This is a genomic window from Burkholderia sp. Bp9016 (assembly GCF_003857765.1).
Classification (GTDB): domain Bacteria; phylum Pseudomonadota; class Gammaproteobacteria; order Burkholderiales; family Burkholderiaceae; genus Burkholderia.
This window is the reverse complement of record NZ_QTPY01000013.1, coordinates 137,477-159,727: the sequence shown is the minus strand read 5'-3', so window position 1 is coordinate 159,727 and position 22,251 is coordinate 137,477. Positions and strand designations below refer to the sequence as shown.

The 22,251-nt window shown below is 65.3% G+C and carries 22 protein-coding genes and 2 pseudogenes; 9 read left to right on the top strand and 15 right to left on the bottom strand.

What is annotated here, in order from left to right:
* Positions 1-162: 162 nt before the first annotated feature.
* Positions 163-978, bottom strand: a complete 816-nt coding sequence (locus tag DIE13_RS17830) for a helix-turn-helix transcriptional regulator (RefSeq protein WP_233410022.1) — start codon at positions 976-978, stop codon at positions 163-165.
* A gap of 203 nt (positions 979-1,181) precedes the next feature.
* Complete coding sequence (locus tag DIE13_RS17825; protein WP_124828389.1) at positions 1,182-1,658, bottom strand: nuclear transport factor 2 family protein; 477 nt, start codon at positions 1,656-1,658, stop codon at positions 1,182-1,184.
* 265 nt (positions 1,659-1,923) lie between these two features.
* Here DIE13_RS17825 and DIE13_RS17820 point away from each other — a divergent pair, with 265 nt between their 5' ends.
* Positions 1,924-2,316, top strand: coding sequence for a winged helix-turn-helix transcriptional regulator (locus DIE13_RS17820; protein ID WP_124828388.1), 393 nt, complete (start codon positions 1,924-1,926; stop codon positions 2,314-2,316).
* A 559-nt stretch (positions 2,317-2,875) separates the two neighbouring features.
* On the opposite strand, the gene DIE13_RS17815 is transcribed toward DIE13_RS17820, so the two are convergent.
* Positions 2,876-3,253 carry a YXWGXW repeat-containing protein gene (locus DIE13_RS17815; protein WP_124828387.1) on the bottom strand — a complete coding sequence of 126 codons (378 nt, stop codon included), beginning with the start codon at positions 3,251-3,253 and terminating at the stop codon, positions 2,876-2,878.
* Between the two features lie 622 nt (positions 3,254-3,875).
* On the opposite strand from DIE13_RS17815, the gene DIE13_RS17810 reads away from it, so the two are divergent.
* A complete protein-coding gene (locus DIE13_RS17810) occupies positions 3,876-4,988 on the top strand; it encodes a porin (protein WP_096501234.1) in 1,113 nt (370 codons plus the stop codon).
* A 311-nt stretch (positions 4,989-5,299) separates the two neighbouring features.
* Here DIE13_RS17810 and DIE13_RS33700 read toward each other — a convergent pair whose 3' ends face one another.
* Positions 5,300-5,503 (bottom strand): hypothetical protein, encoded by a 204-nt coding sequence (locus DIE13_RS33700; RefSeq protein ID WP_279607207.1) that lies wholly within the window; start codon positions 5,501-5,503, stop codon positions 5,300-5,302.
* 95 nt (positions 5,504-5,598) lie between these two features.
* Here DIE13_RS33700 and DIE13_RS33435 point away from each other — a divergent pair, with 95 nt between their 5' ends.
* From DIE13_RS33435 to DIE13_RS17790, 3 genes and pseudogenes are all read left to right on the top strand, one after another.
* On the top strand, positions 5,599-6,120 hold the full coding sequence (locus DIE13_RS33435; RefSeq protein ID WP_311768335.1) for an Imm75 family immunity protein: 522 nt from the start codon (positions 5,599-5,601) through the stop codon (positions 6,118-6,120).
* Positions 6,121-6,223: 103 nt separating this feature from the next.
* Positions 6,224-6,769, top strand: a pseudogene (locus DIE13_RS17795) (contractile injection system protein, VgrG/Pvc8 family); the annotation flags it as partial.
* A 43-nt stretch (positions 6,770-6,812) separates the two neighbouring features.
* Positions 6,813-7,395 (top strand): annotated as a pseudogene (locus DIE13_RS17790) (IS256 family transposase); the annotation flags it as partial.
* 4 nt (positions 7,396-7,399) lie between these two features.
* Here DIE13_RS17790 and DIE13_RS17785 read toward each other — a convergent pair.
* Positions 7,400-7,798 (bottom strand): GreA/GreB family elongation factor, encoded by a 399-nt coding sequence (locus DIE13_RS17785; protein WP_124828386.1) that lies wholly within the window; start codon positions 7,796-7,798, stop codon positions 7,400-7,402.
* A gap of 514 nt (positions 7,799-8,312) precedes the next feature.
* Between DIE13_RS17785 and DIE13_RS17780 the strand changes: the two genes are divergently transcribed.
* Complete coding sequence (locus DIE13_RS17780) at positions 8,313-8,642, top strand: DUF4148 domain-containing protein (protein WP_124828385.1); 330 nt, start codon at positions 8,313-8,315, stop codon at positions 8,640-8,642.
* A 153-nt stretch (positions 8,643-8,795) separates the two neighbouring features.
* Here the strand turns inward: DIE13_RS17780 and DIE13_RS17775 are convergent, their stop codons facing one another.
* Positions 8,796-9,257 carry a CBS domain-containing protein gene (locus tag DIE13_RS17775; RefSeq protein WP_124828384.1) on the bottom strand — a complete coding sequence of 154 codons (462 nt, stop codon included), beginning with the start codon at positions 9,255-9,257 and terminating at the stop codon, positions 8,796-8,798.
* A 176-nt stretch (positions 9,258-9,433) separates the two neighbouring features.
* Between DIE13_RS17775 and ribA the strand changes: the two genes are divergently transcribed.
* Both ribA and DIE13_RS17765 read left to right on the top strand, forming a co-directional pair.
* Entirely contained in the window at positions 9,434-10,084 is a 651-nt protein-coding gene (gene ribA / locus DIE13_RS17770; protein WP_096501226.1) for a GTP cyclohydrolase II, read from the top strand.
* 844 nt (positions 10,085-10,928) lie between these two features.
* Positions 10,929-11,576 (top strand): GNAT family N-acetyltransferase, encoded by a 648-nt coding sequence (locus DIE13_RS17765; protein WP_244097677.1) that lies wholly within the window; start codon positions 10,929-10,931, stop codon positions 11,574-11,576.
* On the opposite strand, the gene DIE13_RS17760 is transcribed toward DIE13_RS17765, so the two are convergent.
* The 4 genes from DIE13_RS17760 to DIE13_RS17740 all read right to left on the bottom strand — a co-directional run bounded on the left by DIE13_RS17760 (position 11,540) and on the right by DIE13_RS17740 (position 14,953).
* Positions 11,540-11,926, bottom strand: coding sequence for a VOC family protein (locus tag DIE13_RS17760; protein ID WP_124828382.1), 387 nt, complete (start codon positions 11,924-11,926; stop codon positions 11,540-11,542). The genes DIE13_RS17765 and DIE13_RS17760 overlap by 37 nt on opposite strands.
* 949 nt (positions 11,927-12,875) lie before the next feature.
* Entirely contained in the window at positions 12,876-13,637 is a 762-nt protein-coding gene (locus DIE13_RS17750) for a hypothetical protein (RefSeq protein ID WP_175750399.1), read from the bottom strand.
* A 53-nt stretch (positions 13,638-13,690) separates the two neighbouring features.
* Positions 13,691-14,299, bottom strand: coding sequence for an acyl-homoserine-lactone synthase (locus DIE13_RS17745; RefSeq protein ID WP_124828422.1), 609 nt, complete (start codon positions 14,297-14,299; stop codon positions 13,691-13,693).
* Between the two features lie 210 nt (positions 14,300-14,509).
* Positions 14,510-14,953 carry a DUF4902 domain-containing protein gene (locus DIE13_RS17740; protein ID WP_124828381.1) on the bottom strand — a complete coding sequence of 148 codons (444 nt, stop codon included), beginning with the start codon at positions 14,951-14,953 and terminating at the stop codon, positions 14,510-14,512.
* Between the two features lie 73 nt (positions 14,954-15,026).
* Here DIE13_RS17740 and DIE13_RS17735 point away from each other — a divergent pair, with 73 nt between their 5' ends.
* The gene (locus DIE13_RS17735) at positions 15,027-15,746 is read left to right on the top strand and encodes an autoinducer binding domain-containing protein (protein WP_124828380.1); all 720 of its coding nucleotides are present in this window, start codon (positions 15,027-15,029) and stop codon (positions 15,744-15,746) included.
* Between the two features lie 46 nt (positions 15,747-15,792).
* Here DIE13_RS17735 and DIE13_RS17730 read toward each other — a convergent pair whose 3' ends face one another.
* From DIE13_RS17730 to DIE13_RS17705, 5 genes are all read right to left on the bottom strand, one after another.
* Positions 15,793-16,500 (bottom strand): MgtC/SapB family protein, encoded by a 708-nt coding sequence (locus DIE13_RS17730; RefSeq protein ID WP_076478711.1) that lies wholly within the window; start codon positions 16,498-16,500, stop codon positions 15,793-15,795.
* Between the two features lie 318 nt (positions 16,501-16,818).
* Positions 16,819-18,366: a TolC family protein gene (locus DIE13_RS17720; protein ID WP_124828379.1), complete on the bottom strand. Its 1,548-nt coding sequence runs from the start codon at positions 18,364-18,366 to the stop codon at positions 16,819-16,821.
* Positions 18,353-20,437, bottom strand: coding sequence for an FUSC family protein (locus DIE13_RS17715; protein WP_124828378.1), 2,085 nt, complete (start codon positions 20,435-20,437; stop codon positions 18,353-18,355). Before DIE13_RS17715 ends, DIE13_RS17720 begins: the two co-directional genes overlap by 14 nt.
* The gene (gene mdtN / locus DIE13_RS17710; protein ID WP_124828377.1) at positions 20,418-21,467 is read right to left on the bottom strand and encodes a multidrug transporter subunit MdtN; all 1,050 of its coding nucleotides are present in this window, start codon (positions 21,465-21,467) and stop codon (positions 20,418-20,420) included. The genes DIE13_RS17715 and mdtN overlap by 20 nt, the downstream gene beginning before the upstream one ends.
* The gene (locus tag DIE13_RS17705) at positions 21,464-21,757 is read right to left on the bottom strand and encodes a hypothetical protein (protein WP_124828376.1); all 294 of its coding nucleotides are present in this window, start codon (positions 21,755-21,757) and stop codon (positions 21,464-21,466) included. Before DIE13_RS17705 ends, mdtN begins: the two co-directional genes overlap by 4 nt.
* Between the last annotated feature and the right edge of the window lie 494 nt (positions 21,758-22,251).

The window sequence follows — 22,251 nt, the reverse complement described above, 5'->3', positions numbered from 1 at the left end:
GGCGGGCGTCCATCCGTGGTTCGGCATGACGTGTCTCCGTTGCATCCGACGCGCCGCTGTCGTCGGGTGAGTCAGATACTAGGAGCGGGCCGGTCTGCTGTCTGTCGTCGTTTTAAGGACAAGCGCGACAAAGGCGGCAAGGTGAGGACGAGATACGCTTCTCTAGCGATCGCCGGCGGCCGGCGCGTCTTCATCCGTCACGCACCATGCGAAGAGCCCGGCCCGGTTGGCGATGCCGAGCTTCGCGAGCGCGCGGCCGAGGTAGGTGCGCACGCTGCTCGGTTTGAGCGTGAGCGTGTCGGCGATCCGCGGAACGGGGCGGCCCTGCAGCACGGCGCGACACACGAGCCGCTCGCGCTGCGACAGCGCGGCGCCGCTGGCCGCCAGCCGTTGCTCGAACCGCTGCAGCAGCGCGCCGTCGTCCTGGCGTGGCGTGAGCCGCGCCAGGCGCGCGTGCTGGATCAGCAGCGGCAGCACGAAATCGCCGAGCTGCCGCAGCAGGCTCAGCTCGGCCAGCGTATAGGACGGCTGGCCGCGCCGCCGGAACAGCGAGAACGCATAGACATGGTCTCGCTCGCTGCCGAGCAGCGTGCAGTCCTCGCCGAGATCGCCCAGCGCGAACTGGCGACCGTACTCGGTCGCCGTGTCGATTTCCTCGTTGCACGAGAACACGAGCTGCGAATCGGTGACGCGTTCGATGTGCGGGAGCAACGTGTCGTTGCGCCAGTCGCCCTGTGTATACAGATCGAGCGCATGGCGCGTGCCGCCTGGATCGTCGCCGCCCGCGAAGAACAGCACGTCGACGCCGTCGACCGCCTGCGATCCCGCGCCGCGCCGGTAACGGGTCGCGACGCTGTAGTGGGACTGCGGATCGACCGTTTCGCGCAGCCAGCCCCAGAGCCGGGCGGGGAACTGCGGACTGCCGAGGCTGGCGACCAGGTCGCCGGCGCTATTCAGTGAAATGTGGGCAGGGCTCATCGTTGACACCATCTTCGCGAACGGCCGCGCGCGCTGGCCGTGCAGCGCGCGCGGCGGCGCGCGGACGGATGATGCCCCGATCCGGTGATGCGAGTCGGGGCGGCGTGGCGGCGATGCACGATTGTAGGTGACTTCGCCGGCGCCGGGCGATCATGCGCGTTTCGCGAGGTGCCGGCCGCGCGGCGATGCGCGGCCTCGGCCGGTCAGAACATCGTGTTCGCGTTCGCGGACTTTTCCGGTACCGGCTGGATCACGTCCCAGTGTTCGACGATCCGGCCGTCCTGCACGCGGAAGATGTCGACAACCGCCTCGCCGCGATCGCCCGGATGCTCGGTCGCATGCACGTGCAGATAGACGAGATCGCCGTCGGCCGCACTGCGGACGATGCGTGCGCAAGATTCCGGGTTCTTCTGAAATGCGCCGACGAAGTACGACACGAACGGCTTCTTGCCGTCGGGCACGTGCGGGTTGTGCTGCTTGTAGTCGTCCGCGACGACAGCCGCGGCTTCGACTGCTTCGTGTTTGTTGAAGAAGCGGTCGTAGAACGTCAGCACGAGTTGGCGGTTGGCCTCCTCGGCGGCAACGTCGCGCGTGGCCGGGCCGGCGGCCAGCGCGGCCGTCGATGCGGCCAGCAGGACGAACGCGGCGATGGTGCGAACGGGGAGGCGGAGCGGTGACATGTCGGGGTTCCTTGTCTGGCGATTCGTGGATGGCGCGGGGGGCGCGACTGCGGGTGCCACCGATCGTGAGGATCGGCGCGCGAACGGGTGCCGCTGGCGCGCGGCGCCGGCGTGCAGCCGCATGCTTCGTAGAACTGGCGAAACCGTGCGGCCCGTCGGGTCGCTCGAATGGTACAGTTGCCGCGAACCCGTCACAAGAAGTCACAGCGGTGTGAACAGGTCACGCCGCTGTGACCTCGTATTGCCCGTGAAAGAGAATCCTGCCATGCCGTCTCCGTCTCCGTCCGCCGACGACTCCGTCGAACTCGATCAGCCGTGCCCGATTCGCGATGTACTCGACCGTATCGGCGATCAGTGGAGCCTGCTCGTGCTCGAAGCGCTGTCCGGCGGCACGTTGCGCTTCAACGAGCTCGGCCGCGCGATCGGCGATGTGTCGAAGCAGATGCTGTCGCGCACGCTCAAGCGGCTCGAGCAGGACGGCTTCGTCAGCCGCACGCTGTACGCCGAAGTGCCGCCGCGCGTCGAATATGCGCTGACCGAGCTCGGTCAGTCGTTCCTGACGCCGATGCATGCGATGATCCGCTGGGCCGACGAACATCACCGTGCGATTTGCGCTGCGCGTCGTCGAGCGCGGGAGCCGGAGAGCAGTGGGCGTTGAGCGGGGCGCGGCACGCCGCAGCGTCATCCCGATGTGTGGCGAACCGACGGGTATGCGCTTGCTTGGGTGGCAGATGATTTCGGCATCCGAATTTTCGGGCGAAACGGACGGGCTGCACATGCGCCATTGCAAACGCATGGATGCGCGCTTGCGAACCTGGCGGCGGCCAGGGTGTTTGACTCGCCGTGGTCGTGGTCGTGGCAGGGGAAGAGTGACATTCGCCAGATTCGTTCACGTTGCGAACTGACTGCCCGCGATGCGTTGGTTGCGACGTGCACCGAGGCGATGATTTCGTGTCCCGATGCGCAGAGGGCGGAGTGACTCGTGAGCGTCGATCGTTTCGGATCGACGTGGCCGGGCCGTCGCGGAAGCCGGATACAACGGGTGTGCTGCAGGGCGTATGACCGATCGCTGTTCCGGTTCGGATGGCGTTCGTGCTCCGGTGATATCGGCCGATGCAGGTACTGGCCGCCGGGCAGGATCGTCCGGCAGCCGAACGGCGCGGAACTGCCCGCCGTCCGACTGAGTCGCGTCGGGCCATCGCCGACGCGTCTGCTGTCTATCGCCAGGCTCCATCGACGTAGACCCATATCTGGCCCTGGCGCCGCCAGTAGCCGGGGACCCATCGATGCCCCGGGCGGCGGGCGACCCACCGGCCGGACACCCAGATATAGCGGCCGCGCTGCCAGCGCCAGTAGCCGTCGGTCCACACGTAGCCGTGCGACCTCGGTGGCGGCGGGCGGCGGTCGTGTCGCGGCGCGGGCGGTGCAAAGCCCGGGCGATCCGGATAAGGCGGCCTGCCGGGCGCGTGGTTCGGACCCGGCGGCCGGTATCCCGGCGGCGGCGCGGGCTGAGCCGAGGCGGTACGCAACCAGCCGCCTGTACCGGCGAGGGCGGCGGTCAGTCCGATGGCGTGCAACAGTGAGCGTCGATTCATGTCGGGTCCTCTTCTGTAATACGGGCTGCCTTACATTAACCTGCCAGTTCCGCGGCCGCGTTACGGCGGGCGTTAAGGCTGTTACTACATGTCACGACGGCGGTCGCCGTCCGCGCTGCCTTTTTGCGGCAAGCCGCGCGTTGCCGGCGCTTGTGCAGGCGAATGGCAACCGCAGCAGCGGCGTCCTCCTTCGTTTACTGTTGTTTACCAATTGGGCGTTGCATTTTTAGTCGGTCAAACCCGGTATCCGAGGTGAAAATAGGTAAAAATTGCCGATTTCGCGGCGATGCCTCGTTCTGCTTGTTGTTTCTATGCAACCGTCAAGCTGGTGACATGAAAGAATGGTGGGATGAAAGCCTCCAAAAAGCACGCGTCAAGAAGCCAAAAAAAGAAGCTAAAACAAATACTTATAACGCGTCCCCATTTCTATTATTTCTAGTTCTGGAAAAGCTTATTTCTTTATTTGCGGATCGCTCCCCTAGGGTACACCCCTAAACTCACGGTTCCCAAACGGGCAACTATCCGGGCGCAGCCAGCAGTACCGATGGCGTTTCCGGGCGGTTGCAGACCGTTTATGAACAAGGTCGCGAGACCTGCCTCTTTTTAGAAGGGAGCTCCACGAATGAACAAGACTCTGATCGTTGCAGCAGCTGCAGCATCGTTCGCTACCGTCGCTCACGCGCAAAGCAGCGTCACGCTGTACGGCGTGCTGGACGCAGGCATCACCTACCAAAGCAACGTCCAGAACGCAGCTGGCCAAGGCAAGTCGCTGTGGTCGATGGGTTCGGGCATTGACCAGAGCCGCTTCGGCCTGCGTGGTTCGGAAGACCTCGGTGGTGGCCTGAAGGCAATCTTCACGTTGGAAAGCGGTTTCGGCATCGGCAACGGCAAGTTCGCGAACGGTGGCAACAACACGATTTTCAACCGTCAGGCATTCGTCGGTCTGTCGAGCCAGTACGGCACGGTTACGCTGGGCAAGCAGTATGACTCCGTTCAAGACTACCTGGCTCCGCTGACCGCAACGGGTTCGTGGGGTGGTACGTACTTCGCTCACGTCGGCAACAACGACAACCTGAGCACGAACGGCGGCTACTCGAACAACAACTCGATCAAGTTCACGAGCGCTAACTACGCTGGCCTGCAATTCGGCGGCACGTACTCGTTCTCGAACGACACGAACTTCGGCAACAACCGTGCATACAGCGGCGGCGTGTCGTACCAGTTCCAAGGCCTGAAGCTGGGTGCAGCTTACTCGCAAGCGAACAACCCGAACGCAACGTCGTCGGGCGCAGTCGTGTCGGATAACGCACTGTTCAACGGCCAAGGCCGCCTGCGCACGTACGGCGCGGCAGCTGCATACGCATTCGGCCCGGCGCAAGTTGGCGCAGCATGGACGCAATCGCGTGTTGACAACCAAGCTAACGGCGGCGGCACGTTCCACGCTGACAACTACGAAGTCAACGCAAAGTACAACCTGACGCCGGCTCTCGGCCTGGGTGCTGCTTACACGTACACGAGCGCGAAGGTTGACGGCAGCAGCGCACACTGGAACCAGTTCGGTCTGCAAGCTGACTACTCGCTGTCGAAGCGCACGGACGTGTACGCACAAGCTGTGTACCAACGCGCATCGAAGAATGCAGGCGGCGCGTCGATCTACAACGGCGACCCGACGACGGCAGCAAGCTCGTCGATCAACCAAACCGCAGCAACGGTTGGTCTGCGTCACCGCTTCTAAGCGTGACGGCTGGGTAACCAGCTTCGCAGTATCAAAAAAAGGCGCCTTCGGGCGCCTTTTTTTCGTCCGTCGACGGCGGAAACGCCTGAAGCGATGGCGGTGCCGGAGATGCAGGGCGTCCGGACGCAAAAAAGCGAGGTCGCGGAACTTATACCCTAACGATACATAGTTCGTGAGATGGTATCGAGGAAACCCCGTTTACAGGGCTTTCGCACATCGCAGGCTTGCGATGTACAAATACATCGGAATGCATCGTTACCCTCAAGCGCCGACGGAAACGTCGGCGCTTTTTTAATCACGTGATTCGTGCGTCAAAGTGGCTTGGAGGGTTCTGCCTGCGGCAGCACCCTCGGCTTGCCGTGATCGGCGTGGTGCACGGAATGCGGTTGCTGGACGCGGTGTAGCGCGCGATACACAGTCGTCTTCGAAAATTCGCAGCCGGCCTGCACAAGCGCGTCGCGTTGCAGATCGAGATGCGGGTCATCGGTCGAAATGCGGGCGTAACTGATCAGCATGCGCATTCCAATTTGTAGGATGAAAATCCAGTAGAGTTGGACATTGAAAGATGGAAGCCGAATCCAGGCGCCCTTGACAGGCGTATCGCGGGCGCATTGGGCAGGATGCCGCTCGCAGCTTTCAGCCCGGGAAAGAAAATGGGGAGGGAAGCCTGTTCGCGCATCACGAAGCCGCTGTTGCCGCGCGCGACCCAACCACGTTCATCGACGACGTCCGGATCGAAGCCATCGACGATGGGACCGATCGTCTCATCGTGACGACCGCAGCCGGAAACGAGGCGCTTCTGGTTCACTTCCTGCCCGATTTTACGGGGACGCCATCGTTCGGGCGACGGTTGTATCGCCTGCGCGACTGGGCCGACGAACTGGCCGATTGGGTGGATCAGATGCGCCGCGTGCGGCAACTGACCCACGACGAACAGGCAGAAGTTTCGGCGCCTGGCGGCATGATGCGCGTCGAACTGGCCGGATGCCGCGAGGTCTCTGCAGGATTGCATGCTATTCAAACGGCGGCTTCTGCCCGCCGAGTGACCGCCGAATGGGGCAACCTGGCCGGCGAGATCGATGCGCAGATCAAGGCGATGATCGGCGGCTTGCGGCGCCAGCCTCGAAATTAGAGCAGGATATTTGACAATCGCTAAAGTTTCACGTCATTGACGCTGCCTGAAATGAGTTTGCCGTACCTTTGGCGGCAAATTCTAGAAAAACATTGAGAGAAAAATGGTACTCAGGCCACTTGCGCTCGGGGAACTGAAATTTCGCGAGCTGTACGACGCGATTCATCGGGGCTTGCTGCAGCGCAACCGCCTGCCGAAGCTGGACACGTCGCTGGGCCAGAACGCGCTGATTCCGTTGCGGGCTCGTGGCACGGCCAGGATCGGCCGCGACTACAACTGGACGATCGACGTCGCGTCACTGCGCGACGACACTGCGCTGCTGTCGTTGATGCACCAGCCCGTCACGTTGTGGATCCAGCAGCCCACCGCTCCGTTTGCCGATTCCGTCTATCGTCCGGTACATGGCTTCGTGCACCGGGTGGGCTACCTGGGCGGGGACGGTGGGTTGTCGACGTACCAGATCGAATTTTCGTCGGCGCTGGTGTTCCTGGGCGGCACGCGTGACGACGAAGGCTGGTTCGAACAGACGGCGCAGGAGATCGTCTCCGATCTCCTCAATCGCTATCCGCAACTGCAGGGCCGATTCCGCTTCAGCCTGAACCGCGAGCCAGCGGTGCGCTCGTGGTGTCGACAGAGCGAGACGGATCTCCGTCGTCAACAACCTGCACTACGGTGCTGCTCGGGCGCTTACCAAGAAGGCGCTGATCGAGCGGGCGCTGGGCGGCGAGATGAGTCACCATCTCGGCTACCCGCCAGGCGCTGCCAAGCCGAGCGCCGTGACCAACCAGCGCAATGGCTCGGGCGCCAAGACGGTTCTGACCGAGGACGGCCCGATCCGTATCGAGGTGCCTCGCGACCGCGACGGTAGCTTCGAGCCGCTGCTGATGCCCAAACACGAGAGGCGCTTCACGGGCTTCGACGACAAGATCGTCGCCATGTATGCCCGGGGCATGACCGTGCGCGAGATCCAGGGATGTCTACAGGAGCAATACGATACCGCGGTTTCGCCCGATTTCATCAGTTCGGTCACCGACGAGGTCATGGCCGAAGTGACCGCGCTGGCAAGCGCGGCCGTTCGAACCCATGTACCCGGTCGTGTTCTTCGACGCGCTACGGGTCAAGATTCGCGAAGACGCCGTGGTGCGCAACAAGGCGATCTACCTTGCGCTGGGCGTTCTACCCGACGGCACACGCGATATTCTGGGCTTGTGGATCGAAGGCACCGAAGGCGCCAAGTTCTGGATGAAGGTCTTCAACGATCTCAAGACGGGCGGCGCCGTTAGCGCGTGTATTCGCCGTTGGCTTCCGGCTGGAACACGATGGCGGAGACTTTCATCAGCTTCTCGATGCCGCTCGGCTGCATGACTTTGACGAGCTGGCCGCGTTGCGTACCCAGCAATGCCATGCCGACCGGCGAGAACACGTTCAGGCGCCCCAGTTCGAGATTGGCGGCATCGGGATAAACAATCGTCCACGTGGCCTGTTCCTGCGACGCTTCGTCGAGCAGCGTGATCTGCGAGTTCATCGTGACGACGTTGGCCTTCACGGCGTCTGGCTGGACGATATCGGCGCGCTCGAGCAGCGTGTCGAGCATCGTCTGGAATCGGGGATTGTTTTCGGCGTGCTTCTCGAGGCGGGCGACGTCGAGTTCGGTCAACTGGTAAAGGCGTTGTTTCATGGAGGTTCTCCAAATGATCGGCATGGGGCGGGCGTGGCGTGCCTATGAGGATCGCCCGGAGCCCGTCTGACGTGGCTCCGGGGAGGAGACCAGTCCGTCAGATCAGGCGCCGGGCGGCGGCGAGCGGCGCCTGGGCCGTGCGTCGAGCGTAGGGGTGCGCCGGATGGTCGACGCGCACACGCACGCCGGCCGGACCGGACGGCGAAATGGAAAGGAGCGTTAGCGCGTGCATGATGGATCGAATATCGAGGGGCGAATAAAACCTTACGATTCTACAACATAACCTTCCGGGGCGGTGAGTCGGGTGTCGGCCTTTCGTCAGGCATTGTTGTGGAAATGATTTAAGTGATAGCTATTTCATGGGTGAACAGCCGCCAATATTTGTCAAAAACGCAACGCTGTATGTCCAAACCAAGGGTTTCCCCTTGGTGTTGGGGGAACTACACTTCTTCCATCGCTTCAGACAGTTCTGCCGGAGGCGAGGTCAAAAGAGAACATATTTCGGAGGTCCATCATGAAGTCGATCATTTACGCAGCGATCGCTGCATCCGTCCTTGCCGCCCCGATTGCATCGTTCGCACAGTCCGACCAGGGCTTGACCCGCGCACAGGTCCGGGCCGATCTCGTGCAACTCGAACAGAACGGCTACAAGCCGCTCGCGAGCGATGCGCAATATCCGCAGAACGTCCAGGTAGCAGAACAACGCATCCAGCCGAACCAGCCGATGCTCGCGCAAGCCGATACAAGTGGCTATGGTGCAGTGGCGACCGCCGCCGGCCAGTCGGGCCGCCGCATGACGCACGAAGCCCCGAATCCAGTGAATTCGGTCTACTTCGGCAACTGAATACCCCGGGTCTGCCCGAGCGCGGCATATGACCGACGGGACGCGCGCCATGCGCGCGCGTCCGCGTTAGCAGAGCAGAACCTCCGTCGCCGCATTCCGGCGGCTTTTCCGCCCAGACGCTCGCGCGTTTGGGCCTTTTTTGCTGGGGCGGGGTCAGGCGGACGTGACCGTGGGCGTGCCGTGGATGTAGTGCTCGAGCTGGCTGATCGTGAACTGCTGGTCGGCAATCACGCTCTTCACGAGGTCGCCGATCGAGATCAGGCCGATCAGCTTGCCGTCATCGAGGACGGGCAAGTGGCGCATCCGGTGCTCGGTCATCAGCGCCATGCACTCGTCGGTGGATTGCGACGGTTCGACGTAGCGCACCTTGGTCGTCATGATTTCGTCGACGCGGGTGGCCTTCGACGAACGATCCTGCAGCACGACCTTGCGCGCGTAGTCTCGTTCGGTAACGATGCCCGCGATGTCGTCGCCGTCCATGACCAGCAACGCGCCGATGCCCTTTTCCGCCATCAGCTTGATGGCGTCGTAGACGAAATCGGCTTTCGTGACGGTGTAGATCGTGCGGCCCGAATCAGGCTTGGCTTTGAGAATCTGCGCGACAGTCGTGCTCATTTGCTTTCTCCGTGTGCAGAACGATGCAGGGAAGGCAGGGCGTGATGCGCGACACCCGATGAGGCCAGTATAGCCGGGCCTGTGGCGGCAGTCGCGTGACGTTTCCAGATTAGCGGTAAACTCCGGGCACGCACTATCCACGTAACTCCTACATTCCTGATCGTTCGATTGAATTCATGATGTCTTCGCGTCCCCAATCGCCCACGCCGGGCAATGGCCAGGCCGACGAGTGCGTGACGCTCGTCGCCACCGCGTCGCTGCCCACGCGCTACGGTACGTTCACGTCGTACGCTTTCCGCGTATCGGGCAGCGATGCCGAACACCTCGCGCTCGTGATGGGCGACGTCACCGGCGAGCAGTCCGTGCTGACGCGGCTGCATTCCGAGTGCCTGACCGGCGACGTGTTCGGCTCCTACCGCTGCGATTGCGGCGAGCAACTCGATCTCGCGCTGCGCTACATCGCCGCGGAAGACCGCGGCGTGCTGCTGTATCTGCGCGGCCACGAAGGGCGCGGCATCGGCCTGAGCAACAAGATTCGTGCGTATGCGCTGCAGGAGCAGGGGCGCGATACCGTCGAGGCCAATCTCGATCTCGGCCTGCCCGACGACGCGCGTGAATACGACTCCGCCGCCGCGATTTTGCGGATCCTCGGCGTGACGTCGGTGCGACTGATGAGCAACAATCCGAAGAAGTTCGACACGCTTGCGAAGCACGGCATTCCCGTGTGCGAGCGCGTGGCGCTTGCGGTGCCGGTGCGCGAGGAAAACGAGCGCTATATCCGGACCAAGCAGGTCAAGTTCGGCCATTACTTCGAAGAAAACGAGTAACAGAAACCCGCTTCTGCCTGAAGTTGCTCAGGCTCGGCGAATGGTTTTCTAAGGCCTTGGTTCTAAAAGTCTAAATAAACCGCTCGGCACATGGGCGGTTGAGTGCGGCAAGTGAAAATTCGGCGATTGTCTGCCGATGGCACTTGCCGTAGCGACCGCCGCACGGGAAAGAGGCCACGCTGGGCCCATATTCATGTCAGGCACGCGCCTGGGCCGCGCGATGGGCGAGCGCCCGCGCGCTTGCGGCGGCAAGTGTCGGTTCCATCTGCAGGCATGCGTGCCGGTGGCTATCGCGGGTGAGCTACCCCGCGGTCGACCATCGTGCTTGCTATCCGGAGCTGTCCTTCTTCAGTCCACTCCTTCCGGCCGGTCCGTCGTATGTGGCTCGAGTTCTGACGCCAAGTCCGGTTCTCTAACGCGACGTAAGCGCCTTCCGCACAGCCGGATCGATCGGCGATACATCGCATGGTGCCGAGGTCGGGTGCGCGATCTGATCCCTTGCGTTCGACGCGCCGCCGGTGGGCATGCCACAGGCGGTGACTATTTTGCGGCATTCGACACAGGGCAACGTCACGTTCTGCCCGTTTGCTGGCGGCGACCGATCTGGACGCGAGGATAGGCATGGGAGAGCGTATTCGCGTTTGGAAGCGGTTTCAAAATGACCCGCCCCGTGACATTCGCGCATTTCATTGCGATCATCGAGCGGTTTCGGCAGGGCGGGCGTGTCGCACAAGCGTGCGACGCGTGATGTGCTGCAGGCCGGATCGAACATGGAACGAATCGTCGCGCGCGGCGGTGCAAGAACCTGTGCGGCGACAAGGGATCGACAGGCATGAGTGCATCTTTGGAAATCGACACCGCCCGGCTGAGGTTGCGTCGATGGCGGCCGGAAGATGCAGAGCCGTTTGCGGCGATCCATGCGAATCCTGATGTCACTGCGTGGTTGGCATGCGGGCCGATGAGCGTCGACGAGGCGCGCGCCGGTATCGAGCGTTTCGAAGCGCATTTCGGCGAACACGGTTTCGGCCAATGGGCCGTCGAGCGCAAGACCGACCGTGCGCTGATCGCGCTATGCGGACTGTCGCGCGAAGTTCGTGATACGCATCCGATGGCGCCCTGCGTCGAGATTGCGTGGCGGCAGGCGCGTGCAGCGTGGGGGTATGGTTATATCGCCGAGGCGGCTGCCGCGGTGTTGGTCGACGGGTTCGCGCGAATCGGGCTCGCCGACATTTTCGCGTGGACTGCGCAAGGCAATCTGCGATCGCAACGCGTGATGCAGCGAATCGGCATGGAGCGGCAACCGGTGCGCGACTTCGACCATCCTGAGTTGCCGGAGGGGCATGCGCTGCGGTCGCACGTCGTTTATGTCGCGCGTTCGCCTGCGTTCGATTGCCGGAGTGGCGGCACGGGGGGGCGTAACCGGCGCGTAGCGGGTTGCGTCGCGCGGGGCGTTTCTCAACGCCATGCGGCGTTCTGCAGGGCGATCCGGTAGCCGTCGGCGTCCTCGAACGTTTGTCCTGATGCATCCCAGTACGGATTGAACGACGTTACACGCATGAAGCCGTGCGCGGTTGCGCGGGCACATGTGGCTTCCCATGCGTGAGGGTCGGGCAGGTAGAAGACGATCAGGTCTTCCGGCGTCGGCGACGGTGCAACCGGATGCGCCGGATAGTGCGTGAATTCGAAGTGGTAGTCGAGGCCTTCGCGGCCGAGCATCACGCCGGAGAAGCCGTCGTGATCGTCGAAGCGCGCGAGCGCCGACAATTCGAACGCGCCGCAGTACATGCGTTCGGTTCGGGCCAGGTCAGCGGCAGGGCGGGCGATGCGCAGGTGGGCGTGCATGAGGGCCTTGGGCGTGCGTAGCGGTTCTGTCGAGGATAAGCCGCGAGTGTGTCGCTTGTGCAAGCATCCGCGCTTGCGGCCATCGCAGTCGTATTTATATTGGAGCGCCCCGGCGGAACGCGTTTTCGGGGTGCCTCCTCCATAAGACACTCATCGCCATAGCGATCGCGCGATGCCACGTGCTTCGAAAGTTTCCGGATATCGGTGCCGTACGGCGGCGCGATCGGCGGCTCGTGTGCGGGCGTAATGGTGGCGTTCCGCCTGTCGTGAGTCGATAGGCAGGCGTGGTGACGGAGTCGTCTTTGTCCCGTTTATGCTGTTGCTGACGCGCGGATGCGATGCGCCGCATGCATGCCGGATCGGCTGCGAACACGATGCGCAAGCCTAACCTGCCCGGGCCGTTTGCCGGGCCCTCTCGCCAGTCTCGTTTGAGGGCTGCGCTGGAAGTCGCGTTCGGTTGGGGCGCGAAGGGGACGATGGTGCTAGCGGGGCTGGCAGTCGGGCGCTGATGGTGCTGACGGGCGATGCGAGCGGCGTGTCGGACCTTCCGGGCACTCGAAAAGGCTGGTTGTACCGGCTGCTTGTATTGATCGTGGTTCTCGCGCTGATGTTTATCTTCCTCTACTACTTGCCAGCGCCGTCAAAGGTGTCCGCCGCAGGCGGATAGGGCGGCAATGCGTCCCCAATAAATTATTGCAGGCAAGAAAAAGCCCGCTACTGGAGCGGGCTGAATCCATGTTTGGAGACATGGAGGAGACAGATCGAACTTTAAGGGAAAACCCGAGGGATGGCAAGCCCTAGTTGTAATTGTGCAACGCAGCGCAGACACACCTTCCCGATAACGGCACCGGCGCTGTCGCGCGGCCCTTGCCGGTGTTCGGCAGGGGGCTGCCGTCGGCCGGTTATCCTCCCGAGGGGCGCCGTCACCCAGTGGCGCGGTCGCGGTACCTCACATACCGCTCGCCCAAGCATGCGCGGGAAACGCACCGAATCGTTCCTGCGCGACCGGCACCGCGTACTTGTTGCGCATCTCGGTCTCGATCCACGCACAGGCGTCGCGCGCGCAGTCGGTCAGTACGTGCCGCGTCGCGTGTCCGTCGATGTCGTAGACGAAGCGCACGCCGACCTCGTCGTCAGACACTTTTCGCTGAAGCTGGTTGAGCTGTAGTTGCGGCCCGTGCCGGTGCGACAGCGCGCGCAGTTCGTCGAAGTGATATTCGAGCCAGTCGGCGAAGAACAGCGCATCGCTGTGGCATCGCAACCGGAATGCCGCGCTGCGCGACGGACGCGCGGTGCCATCGCCACCCGCCCGCGGCTCGCCGTTCGGCGCAATGGCCGCGTCGACGGGCGCGAGCGGCTGCCGGAGCTGTCGATACGGCTCGCGCTCGCGCAGCGCGTGCCACAGCAGCTCGTCGCCGGCGGCGCCGGACGGCTGCATCGTCAGGTCGTGCCGGCCGTCGCCGACAGGGGCGACGTCGCGAATCACGAGGCGCAGCGAGCAGAGCGGTGCGTCGGCGGCCAGCAGCGTGGCGGCGCGCGGTAGTCCGCAGACGAGCGGCGCGGCGCCGGCCGCACGGAACACGAGCCCGCGGCGATCGAGTCGCACGAGCGGCAGCGGCCGCGGAAACGACGGGTACGCAACCGCGATGCGGGCGCCGCTGGCGCTCGTCAACCCGGGCATCATCGCGCGAAAGACCTGAGACTGGTCCACAGTGGTTTCTCCTTCGTTACGATGCCGCCCGGGCGGACTACGCGCGTTCCGGCTCAGGCGGCGATGGCTTGCCGGGCAGCTTGCCCCGGCTCGATCCCAAGTGCAGCAAACGTTTGCGGATCAATGTCGATCCAGCACGCAACGACCAGACGACCGTCCACCTGTTTCGGCGGGCCTGCGCGGTGCGCGTGCACGCCGATCCGGCGGAACAGCCGCTCCATGCTTGCGAACGTCACGCCGATCAACTGCCGCGCGCCCAGCTGCGCCGCGCATTCGACGACCGCAGCGAGCATCGGGCGCACGGCCCACTCGGCGTTGCCCGGGCCGCCTTCGTCGCTCGTCGCCGCAAACCGCGACAGTTCCCAGACGGCAGCCGATTGCGGCAACGGGACGTCTTCGGCGATCAGGTCGGCAAACAGCGACTTCAGCAGATACGGGCGAGTGGTCGGCAACAGGCGGGCACATCCGCACATCTCGCCGCCGGCGTTCCTCGCGAACACGTAGACGGTATCGTCGCGGTCGAACTGATCGCGCTCGAAGCTTTCGTTCGCCGACGGGAGCGCCCAACCGAGTTGTTCGACGAACACATGGCGCCGATAGCGCCCTAGATCCGCTGCAAGTTCGTGTGGCAACCGCCCTTCATCGTGAACGAAGGTCCGCATGGGTGTCCTCGGATCTGTACTTTGGTATGCCCGCATTACAGCGCGCGTCCCGAGGGGGCGGTAACTGGTAACTCTTACAGGGTGAAGGTGGGCCGACACGGTTTTTCCGGTGGCACCGGTTTCTTGATCGACGGGATTGAAATGCCGGCCGCTTTTGCTTATAAAGAGCGCCATGCGCGCGGAAACATCGGAGGAATTCGCGGCCGGTTGTCACTGGAGCGTCGGACCGGCATGATAGGCATCGTTGCGGCCGAGCAACGCCGAGGCGACCGCGGCGGCCCAGTCGACGCCGGCGAGCCGCGCGGCAAGCGCGGCAGCGGTGCAGGCCATGCCGATGTCGGCGCCTGCGGCGTCGACGACCATGATGTTGCTGCGGACGTCGCCGCCCGCGATCACGAACGTGCCCGTCGCGCGTTCGAGATACCAGTCCCAGCCGACCGTCAGGTATGCGACGCCGGCACTGGCCGGGCGATGCCATTCGGTGTAGCCGGCCAGGCGCGCATCGATCGCGCTGTCGCGCAGTTCGGCGAGCAGCGATGCATCGAGGCCGCTCGCGACATGGTCGAGCACGAGCGTGGCCAGTGCGGTTTCGCACAGGCGCACGTAACCGTCCGGGGACGGGCCGCGGACCGGATGCAACAAAGGTGAAGTCATGCGCGGAATGTATCAGCCCCCAACCGGTGCTGGCACCTGACAGGTATGACAGCGTGACGTTGTCGGAGAAAGAATGGAATTGCGCTGGCAGGATGCCTACCAACAATTTAGCGCCGCGGAAGACGAGCAGCAGCTCTTCCAGCGGATCGCCGCTTATTCTAAACGTCTGGGCTTCGAATATTGCTGTTACGGCATTCGCGTGCCGCTGCCCGTCTCGAAGCCGGCGGTGGCAATCTTTAACACTTATCCCGACGGATGGATGGAGCACTACCACGCGCAGAACTATATCGAGATCGACTCGACGGTTCGTGACGGCATGCAGAGCACCAACATGATCGTCTGGCCGGACGTCGACCGGATCGACTCGTGCCCGCTATGGCAGGACGCGCGCGAGTTCGGGTTGTCGGTGGGCGTCGCGCAGTCGAGCTGGGCAGCGCGCGGCGCGTTCGGGCTGCTGAGCATCGCGCGTCATGCCGACCGGCTGACACCTGCCGAGATCAACATGCTGACGCTGCAGACGAACTGGCTCGCGAACCTGTCGCATTCGCTGATGAGCCGTTTCATGGTGCCGAAGCTGTCGCCCGAGGCGGGCGTCACGCTGACCGCGCGCGAGCGCGAGGTGCTGTGCTGGACGGCCGAAGGCAAGACCGCGTGCGAGATCGGCCAGATCCTCGGCATCTCGGAGCGCACGGTCAACTTCCACGTCAACAACATCCTCGAGAAGCTGGGCGCGACCAACAAGGTGCAGGCGGTGGTCAAGGCGATTTCGGCCGGACTCATCGATACGCCCTGACTCGGCACCGGCGGTGGGGCGGTCATGCCGAGCCGCCCGCCGCCGCTCATTCCATCAGCGGTTCCGCTTCCTTTGCGGTCCAGCTCACGCTGGAAATGCTCTTCTCCATGCTCATCCGGCTCGCGATCTGTTCGAGCTTCTGCTGATCCTTCGGATGCAGCTTCAGCGTCGCGGTCACCTTCAGCCGGTCCGGCTGGTCGGGCACGTCCTCGCTCGTCAGGCTCTGGAACGACAGCGGCTTCGCGTACATCGAATTCGACAGCAGCGTGCGGATATGCACTTCGTCGGCGGCCAGGCAGATCACGGTGATCTGATACTCGCGCACGAGATCGGCGTTCGACACGGGCGTCGCGTTGATCGCCTGGCTGACGCCGCGCAGCACCGTATTGGTGAGTAGCACGACACCGGTGCCGGCGAGCGCCGGCACGTAATGCCCGGAACCTGACAGTACGCCGACGGCGGCCGAGCACCACAGCGTCGCGGCCGTATTGATGCCCTGGATCGAGCCTTTGTCGCGCATGATCACGCCGCCGCCGAGAAAGCCGACGCCGGACACGACGTACGCGGCAATCTGCGTGACGCCGGCCACGCCGTTGCCGGTCAGCACGCCGAGCGTGACGAACAGGCATGCGCCGCTCGCGACGAGCGTGATCGTGCGCAGGCCCGCCGTGCGTTGCCGCATCTGGCGTTCGAGGCCGATCGCGACGCCGCAGGCGAACGCGGTGAAAAGACGAAGTGCGAAATCGAGAGTCATGGTTGTCCTGCCGTGCAAGGAGCGCATGCCGGCCCGGGTCGCGACGGCGTTATGCCGAAAGCGACACGATGGCCATCATCGCGCGCTACTGTAGCGTGCGAATGCGTCATTCAGTGTGAAACGGGTGGCGTGCGGGCTCGCGGAACGCGAGCCGGGCGGGAGAACTGCGTCGGACAGGCGTTCAGGCGGCAAGTGGCGCACGCAACGGAGTGCTGCAACTGTCCACGATGGTTCCTGAAGGGAGAATGGGCGGCATTCTAGTGGGCCGCGCACGCCGGCGTCAACGAGTTTGGCTGCGGGCCGGGCACAGCAGGCGCGTCATTGCGACGAACCGATCGTGCCCGTCGCGAGCGCGAGCGCGGCAGCGGCGGACAGCGCGCCGGCGTAGCTGTCGACTTCCGCGTTGCGTGCGGCGAGCAACTGGCTTTGCGCGATCGTCGCATCGGTGACCGAGCCGACGCCGTTGCGGTACGCGGTCAGCGCCGCGTCGTAGCTGGTCTGCGCGGCGTCGACGAGCGCCTTGGCCGCGTCGTGCGATGCGAGGCTCGTTTGCACCGCGTTTTGCGCGGCGACGACCTGGCGGACGGCTTCCTCCTTGGTGCGCGTGAGCCGCGCGGACGCGCTCTGCGCGTCGTTGCGTGCCTGCATCAGCACGGCGGAGCGCAGGCCGCCGTCGTACAGCGGGATCGTCACGCCGAGGAACACGCCGCCGCCGTAGCGGCTGCCGTTCAGGTTGACGGTCGGCGCCTGGTCGCCGATTGCCGGCAGCGCGGAGATGGCCGTGCCGCCGCTTGCATAGGACGTCGACGCGGACAGGAAGATCTTCGGCATGAATGCGGCTTCCGCAGCCTTGATCTTCGCGCGATTGGCCTGCTCGAGCGCATATGCGCCCTGCAGGTCGGGGCGGCGCGCGATCGCGTCCGACACGATCGCGTCGACCGACGAAGCGAGCGCGGGCGGCAGCGGCCGCTTCGGCAGCGCGGCGATCGACGGCTTCGACAGCGGCGAGATGCCGAGCGCGGAAACGAGCGCGAGGTAGCTGTCGCTTTCCGTACCGTTCGCCTGCACGAGCGCGAGATTCGCTTGCGCGCGGTTCTGCGTCGCCTGAGCGAGCTCGACGACCGTGCCGACACCTTGCTTCAGCCGCGCGCGGGACGCCGCGAGGATCGCGTCCGCGTTCGCGAGACCCTGCTGCGCGCTGGCCGCGCGCGAGCGGGCGGCTTCGTAGCGATAGTACGCGACGGTTACGTCGTGGATCACCTGCTGGTGCACGGCCGTGAACGCGACGTTCGACGCAACCGACGCCTGCTCGGCCGCCTCGACCCGCGCCGCGCGGCCGCCGAAATCGAACAGCAGCCATTGCAGCGACAACGCCGAAATCGTGCCGTGCACGGTCGAGTTGCTCGACGCGTCGCCGAGGATCGTCGAGGTCGAGCCGTGGCTCGTCTGGTACGCGCCCATTGCCGTCGCGGACAGGTTCGGCAGGTATGCGGCCTTCGCGATGCCGACCGCGAGCGCGGCGTTGCGCGCGTCGTTCCATGCGATACGGGTCAGCGGGTTCGTCGATTCGGCGAGATCGATCAGCTCGGGCAGCGTGTACGGGTGTGTCGAATCGAGCGCGGCGGGCGGCGGGACTGACGCGAGCGCGGGCGAGGCCGGCAGCGTGTAGTCATGCGGTGCGCGTTGCGCGGACGCCAGCGGCGGCGCCGGCACGATGTCGCCGGCGGCCGATGTTTGCGGCTGCCACGGACGGTCGGGCGCTTCCGGCGCCAGGTCGATTGACGACGTCGCGCAACCGGCCAGCGCGACGGCAGTCGCGAGCGCTGCGGCGGCGAGCGACGCGACCGGCGGTTCAGGTACGCGCATGAGGGGCGGACTCCTTCGAGGTGGTTTGACGGGCGGCGTCGGCGATGTGCGCGAGCCGCGTGTCGATCAGGTTCAGCAGCGCGGCGCGTGCGGGGTCGGCGGAGGTGGCGGCCGGCGGCGGAGCTGGCATGGCTGCTGTACCGGCGGTCGATGACGACGGTGCCGGCGTAGCTGCGTCGGCGGCCGGATCGTCGTCGCGCAGTTCGACCACGCGTGCGAGCCGCGCATCGATCGCCGCGTCGCCCGGTGTGCGTTCGGCGAGCAGGAACAGCGGACCTTCGAGCGCGCCGAGTTCCGCGAGCGCGCGTCGCCGGGTGCCGAGCCACGAGGCGGCCGGCCGCACCCACGACGGTTCGTAGTGGATCAGGCCGAGCTCCTGCGCGATCGCGCCATGGCGCGCGAAGGCTTCAGCGGCGAGGATGCGCCGCTCGGCCGGTTGCGCGATCTGCGCGATGCGGCGCCATTGATCGAGCAGTGCGGCCAACGCGGTATCGATCTGCTTGCCGATGCTGACCGGCCAGATGCGCGTGAACACGAGGTACACGACGATGTTGCCGAGCAGGATGCCGATCGTGCGGTCGCGCGCGAGCGTCAGGTCGAAGCCGGGGCCCGCACCCTGGATCACGCACAGGAAGAATGCGAACGCGACCTGGAAGCCCGCATATGCGATGCGCGGCGAACCGAATGCGACCCACGCCGACAGCCACGCGCCGACGAATACGAGCGCCATCAGTTCGCCGATCGACGACAGCGCCGGCACGACGAACACCAGTGCCGCGGTGCCGATCAGCGCGCCGACGATGCAGCCGGCGATGCGCAGCGTGAGCTTCTCGACGGTTTCGGCCGTCGAGCCGAGCGACACCATGTAGCACGTGATGAAGCACGTATGGATGCCCGACCAGTCGAGCTGCGAATACAGCAGGTAGCAGAACATCGCCGCGACGGTCGTTTTCAGTGCGTAGCGGACGTGGTCGGGGTTGGTGCGGGCGTCCGGCAGGAAGAAGCCGCCGCGCGGCGCGGGCGGCGCGGCGGCTGTTGAGGCCGACGAAGCAGACGTGTCGCGTGCCGCCGCGGTCGGTGCGGCAGATGCAGCGGGTGCGGCCGGCTCGGCGAATTGGGTGATCGCCGCGTGCAGGTCGGTTGCGACGACGCGTGCAAGCGGCGGCAGCGTATCGGCCGGCGGCAGCGCGAGCGTCACGTCGACCGGATAGCCGCCTCGTTCGAGGATGCCGGCCATCTCGTCGAGCGTGGCAGCGCCCGGTTCCGCGAACGCGGCGGGCAGCCGCGCATCCGGCTCGCGGTCGGCGAGGGCAATCGCGACGAGCAGCGCGGTGCTCGATGCGATGGCCTGCTTCAGTGCGGGCGCGTCGGCGGCAGACGTCGACCCTTCTAGCGTCGACAGCTTGAGCCACGTGAGCAGTTGCTTGTCGCCTTCGCGCAGGGTCGCGTCGAACGCCGTGCGCGCATCGTCGTCGCCACGCAGTCGCCGGGCCGCGAGTCGCAGCCGCTTCGCGAGTTGCCCGAGCGCGAGCTTGCGCGGCGACGGCGCGATCAGCAGGTTGACGACGATCGCGACGCCGACGGGAATCGCGACCATCAGCCATGCATAGAGCAGCGCGCGCGTCGCGGCTTCGCCGACCGGCGCGAGGCCGAGCTCGTCGAGCCCGAAGCCGACGATCATCGCGAGGATCGCGCCGACCGGGCGCAGCTTGCTCGCTGACGTGAGATACAGCAGTCCGACCGACAGCACGGCCATGCACGCGACGCGCAGTACCGAATACTCGATGCTGAAGATCGCGACGCCGATCACTAGCGCGATCACGAGCGTGACGAGCAGCAGCATCGCGACCGCGAGCACGACGCTCGTCACGCGGTCGGCACGGTTCAGGAAGAACACGACATACGCGGAGATCGCGGCTTCCGGCGTGCCGTAGCCGCTCGTCACGAGCACGACGAGCGCGCAGATCAGCGCGACCCGCGCGGCCATCGCGGTGCGTCCCGGAAACGGCGCGAGCAGTCGCAGGACTTCGCGCGGGCCCGGCGACCGAACCTCAGCGGCAGGCTGAGCCATGCCGGACCTCGACGATCGCGCTCGCGCCGACACGCACGAGCTTGCCGTCGGGTTCGTCGAGCTTCACGCGCACCGGAAAGCGCTGCGCGACGTGCACCCAGTTCACCGAGCGCTGCACGATCGGTAGCGCGCGCGGCAGGTTGATACGATCGCTGTCCGAGATGCCCGCGCCAATGCCGACAACCTTGCCTGTCAGCGGGCGGCTGCGGTCGATCATCGAATAGACGGTCGCGCAATCGCCGACTGCGATGCGGTTCAGCGACGTTTCGCGGAAATTGCCGACGGCGAACCATTCGTTCGCGTCGATCAGCGTGAAGATCGACTGGTTCGGCGCGAGGGTTTCGCCGGCGAGCACGGTCAGCCCCGTCACGAGCCCGTCGTGCGGCGCGCGCACGACCGTATCGTCGAGCGCGTGCTGCGCGCGGGCGAGTGCGGCTTCGCGCGCATGGAGCGTCGCGATCGCGTCGGCGTCGTCGCCGATCGTCCGGGCGGATGCGCGCTGCTGTTCCTGCGCCTGCGCGAGCGATACGGCCGCGTCGCGCTGGCGGACCTTCGCCTGGTCGAACTGCTGCGCGCTGACGTAGCCTTGCGCGGCGAGCGGCGCGAGCCGGTTCACGTCGCGCGTCGCGAGATCGTAGTTTTGCGTTGCACGCTTGACCTGCTCGGTGGCGACCGCCGCATTCGAACGCTCGCCGATCAGCGACCGGCGGCGCGTGTCGAGCGACGCGCGCGCGAGTTCGAGATCGGCCTGCGCCTGCGCGACCGTCAAGCGATACGGTACGGGATCGATTTCGTAGAGCAGGTCGCCTTTCGCGACGCGCTGGTTTTCGTGCACCGCAAGCTGCACGATGCGTCCGCCAACGGGCGACGCGACGTGTACGACGTCCGCGTCGATCGATGCGTCGTCGGTGGATGGATAGGCCGTCGTGCGGTGGTACGCATACGCGAGCGCCGCGATGCCGAGCGCGACGATCGCGAGCGCGATCACACGGCCTTTCGTCGAGGGGCGGGTGACGCCGGCGGCCTTCATGCGAACGGCCCCGTGCCGGTGAGCCAAACGATGACGGCAACCACGAGGCCGATCGCGGTGCATACGGCGAGCTGGTAGGGTACCGTGGCGGCCCAGCCGGTCGCGACGAACACACGATGCGCGACGATCGCGCCGACGATGCCGACGATCGCACTGACGAGCCAGAGCGGGAAATACGCGCCGAACAGCACGTACGACGGTGCGCCGCGCGATGTGCAGCCCGCGAGCGGCAGGGCGGGCGCCAGAGCGGCGGCAACGCGCAGGGGCGCGCGCGGCGTTGTTTTTCTCATGGTGTGGCGAGCTCGACGTTTGGGGTGGATGCCGGGCGCGGCGCAATGCGCATCGTCGCCGCGACGACGATGCCGTGATATGGAGCCGATGATAAATCAGCACGATGCGGACCGCCAGCCGTGCGGCGGCTGGCAGCCACCGTCGCGGCTGGCTCGGGATTTTGCCGGCGAATGCTCGTGTAGGGTTGCTAATGGACTGTGAAGGGTCGTCGGGCGAAACCGGGGCAGCGGCTTTTGTTTGCCAATGCGGCGAAATCGATGCGCGAATGCCGGATTGCTGCATCAACGCCAGTGAATCCGGTCGGCAGGGCCGGGCGAGGCGATCAACGACCTGCATTCGGCGCAGTGCCGTCGTCGCGCGGCGGCGTCGCACCGGGATGGTGCTGCCGGCCGATGCGCCGACGCTCGCCACCGTGCGGAACCGCGCGAAGCCTCCCGGCGCCGCCGGCAGCACCGCCCATCGTGACGGCCGGTATCTGTGTACCATCCTGCGT

What these genes read in the sequence shown, in the direction of transcription:
- DIE13_RS17830 (WP_233410022.1), bottom strand. Translation starts at nt 978, where the DNA reads ATGAGCCCTGCCCACATTTCACTGAATAGCGCCGGCGACCTGGTCGCC.
- DIE13_RS17825 (WP_124828389.1), bottom strand. Translation starts at nt 1,658, where the DNA reads ATGTCACCGCTCCGCCTCCCCGTTCGCACCATCGCCGCGTTCGTCCTG.
- DIE13_RS17820 (WP_124828388.1), top strand. Translation starts at nt 1,924, where the DNA reads ATGCCGTCTCCGTCTCCGTCCGCCGACGACTCCGTCGAACTCGATCAG.
- DIE13_RS17815 (WP_124828387.1), bottom strand. Translation starts at nt 3,253, where the DNA reads ATGAATCGACGCTCACTGTTGCACGCCATCGGACTGACCGCCGCCCTC.
- DIE13_RS17810 (WP_096501234.1), top strand. Translation starts at nt 3,876, where the DNA reads ATGAACAAGACTCTGATCGTTGCAGCAGCTGCAGCATCGTTCGCTACC.
- DIE13_RS33700 (WP_279607207.1), bottom strand. Translation starts at nt 5,503, where the DNA reads ATGCTGATCAGTTACGCCCGCATTTCGACCGATGACCCGCATCTCGAT.
- DIE13_RS17785 (WP_124828386.1), bottom strand. Translation starts at nt 7,798, where the DNA reads ATGAAACAACGCCTTTACCAGTTGACCGAACTCGACGTCGCCCGCCTC.
- DIE13_RS17780 (WP_124828385.1), top strand. Translation starts at nt 8,313, where the DNA reads ATGAAGTCGATCATTTACGCAGCGATCGCTGCATCCGTCCTTGCCGCC.
- DIE13_RS17775 (WP_124828384.1), bottom strand. Translation starts at nt 9,257, where the DNA reads ATGAGCACGACTGTCGCGCAGATTCTCAAAGCCAAGCCTGATTCGGGC.
- ribA (WP_096501226.1), top strand. Translation starts at nt 9,434, where the DNA reads ATGATGTCTTCGCGTCCCCAATCGCCCACGCCGGGCAATGGCCAGGCC.
- DIE13_RS17760 (WP_124828382.1), bottom strand. Translation starts at nt 11,926, where the DNA reads ATGCACGCCCACCTGCGCATCGCCCGCCCTGCCGCTGACCTGGCCCGA.
- DIE13_RS17745 (WP_124828422.1), bottom strand. Translation starts at nt 14,299, where the DNA reads ATGCGGACCTTCGTTCACGATGAAGGGCGGTTGCCACACGAACTTGCA.
- DIE13_RS17740 (WP_124828381.1), bottom strand. Translation starts at nt 14,953, where the DNA reads ATGACTTCACCTTTGTTGCATCCGGTCCGCGGCCCGTCCCCGGACGGT.
- DIE13_RS17735 (WP_124828380.1), top strand. Translation starts at nt 15,027, where the DNA reads ATGGAATTGCGCTGGCAGGATGCCTACCAACAATTTAGCGCCGCGGAA.
- DIE13_RS17730 (WP_076478711.1), bottom strand. Translation starts at nt 16,500, where the DNA reads ATGACTCTCGATTTCGCACTTCGTCTTTTCACCGCGTTCGCCTGCGGC.
- DIE13_RS17720 (WP_124828379.1), bottom strand. Translation starts at nt 18,366, where the DNA reads ATGCGCGTACCTGAACCGCCGGTCGCGTCGCTCGCCGCCGCAGCGCTC.
- DIE13_RS17715 (WP_124828378.1), bottom strand. Translation starts at nt 20,437, where the DNA reads ATGGCTCAGCCTGCCGCTGAGGTTCGGTCGCCGGGCCCGCGCGAAGTC.
- mdtN (WP_124828377.1), bottom strand. Translation starts at nt 21,467, where the DNA reads ATGAAGGCCGCCGGCGTCACCCGCCCCTCGACGAAAGGCCGTGTGATC.
- DIE13_RS17705 (WP_124828376.1), bottom strand. Translation starts at nt 21,757, where the DNA reads ATGAGAAAAACAACGCCGCGCGCGCCCCTGCGCGTTGCCGCCGCTCTG.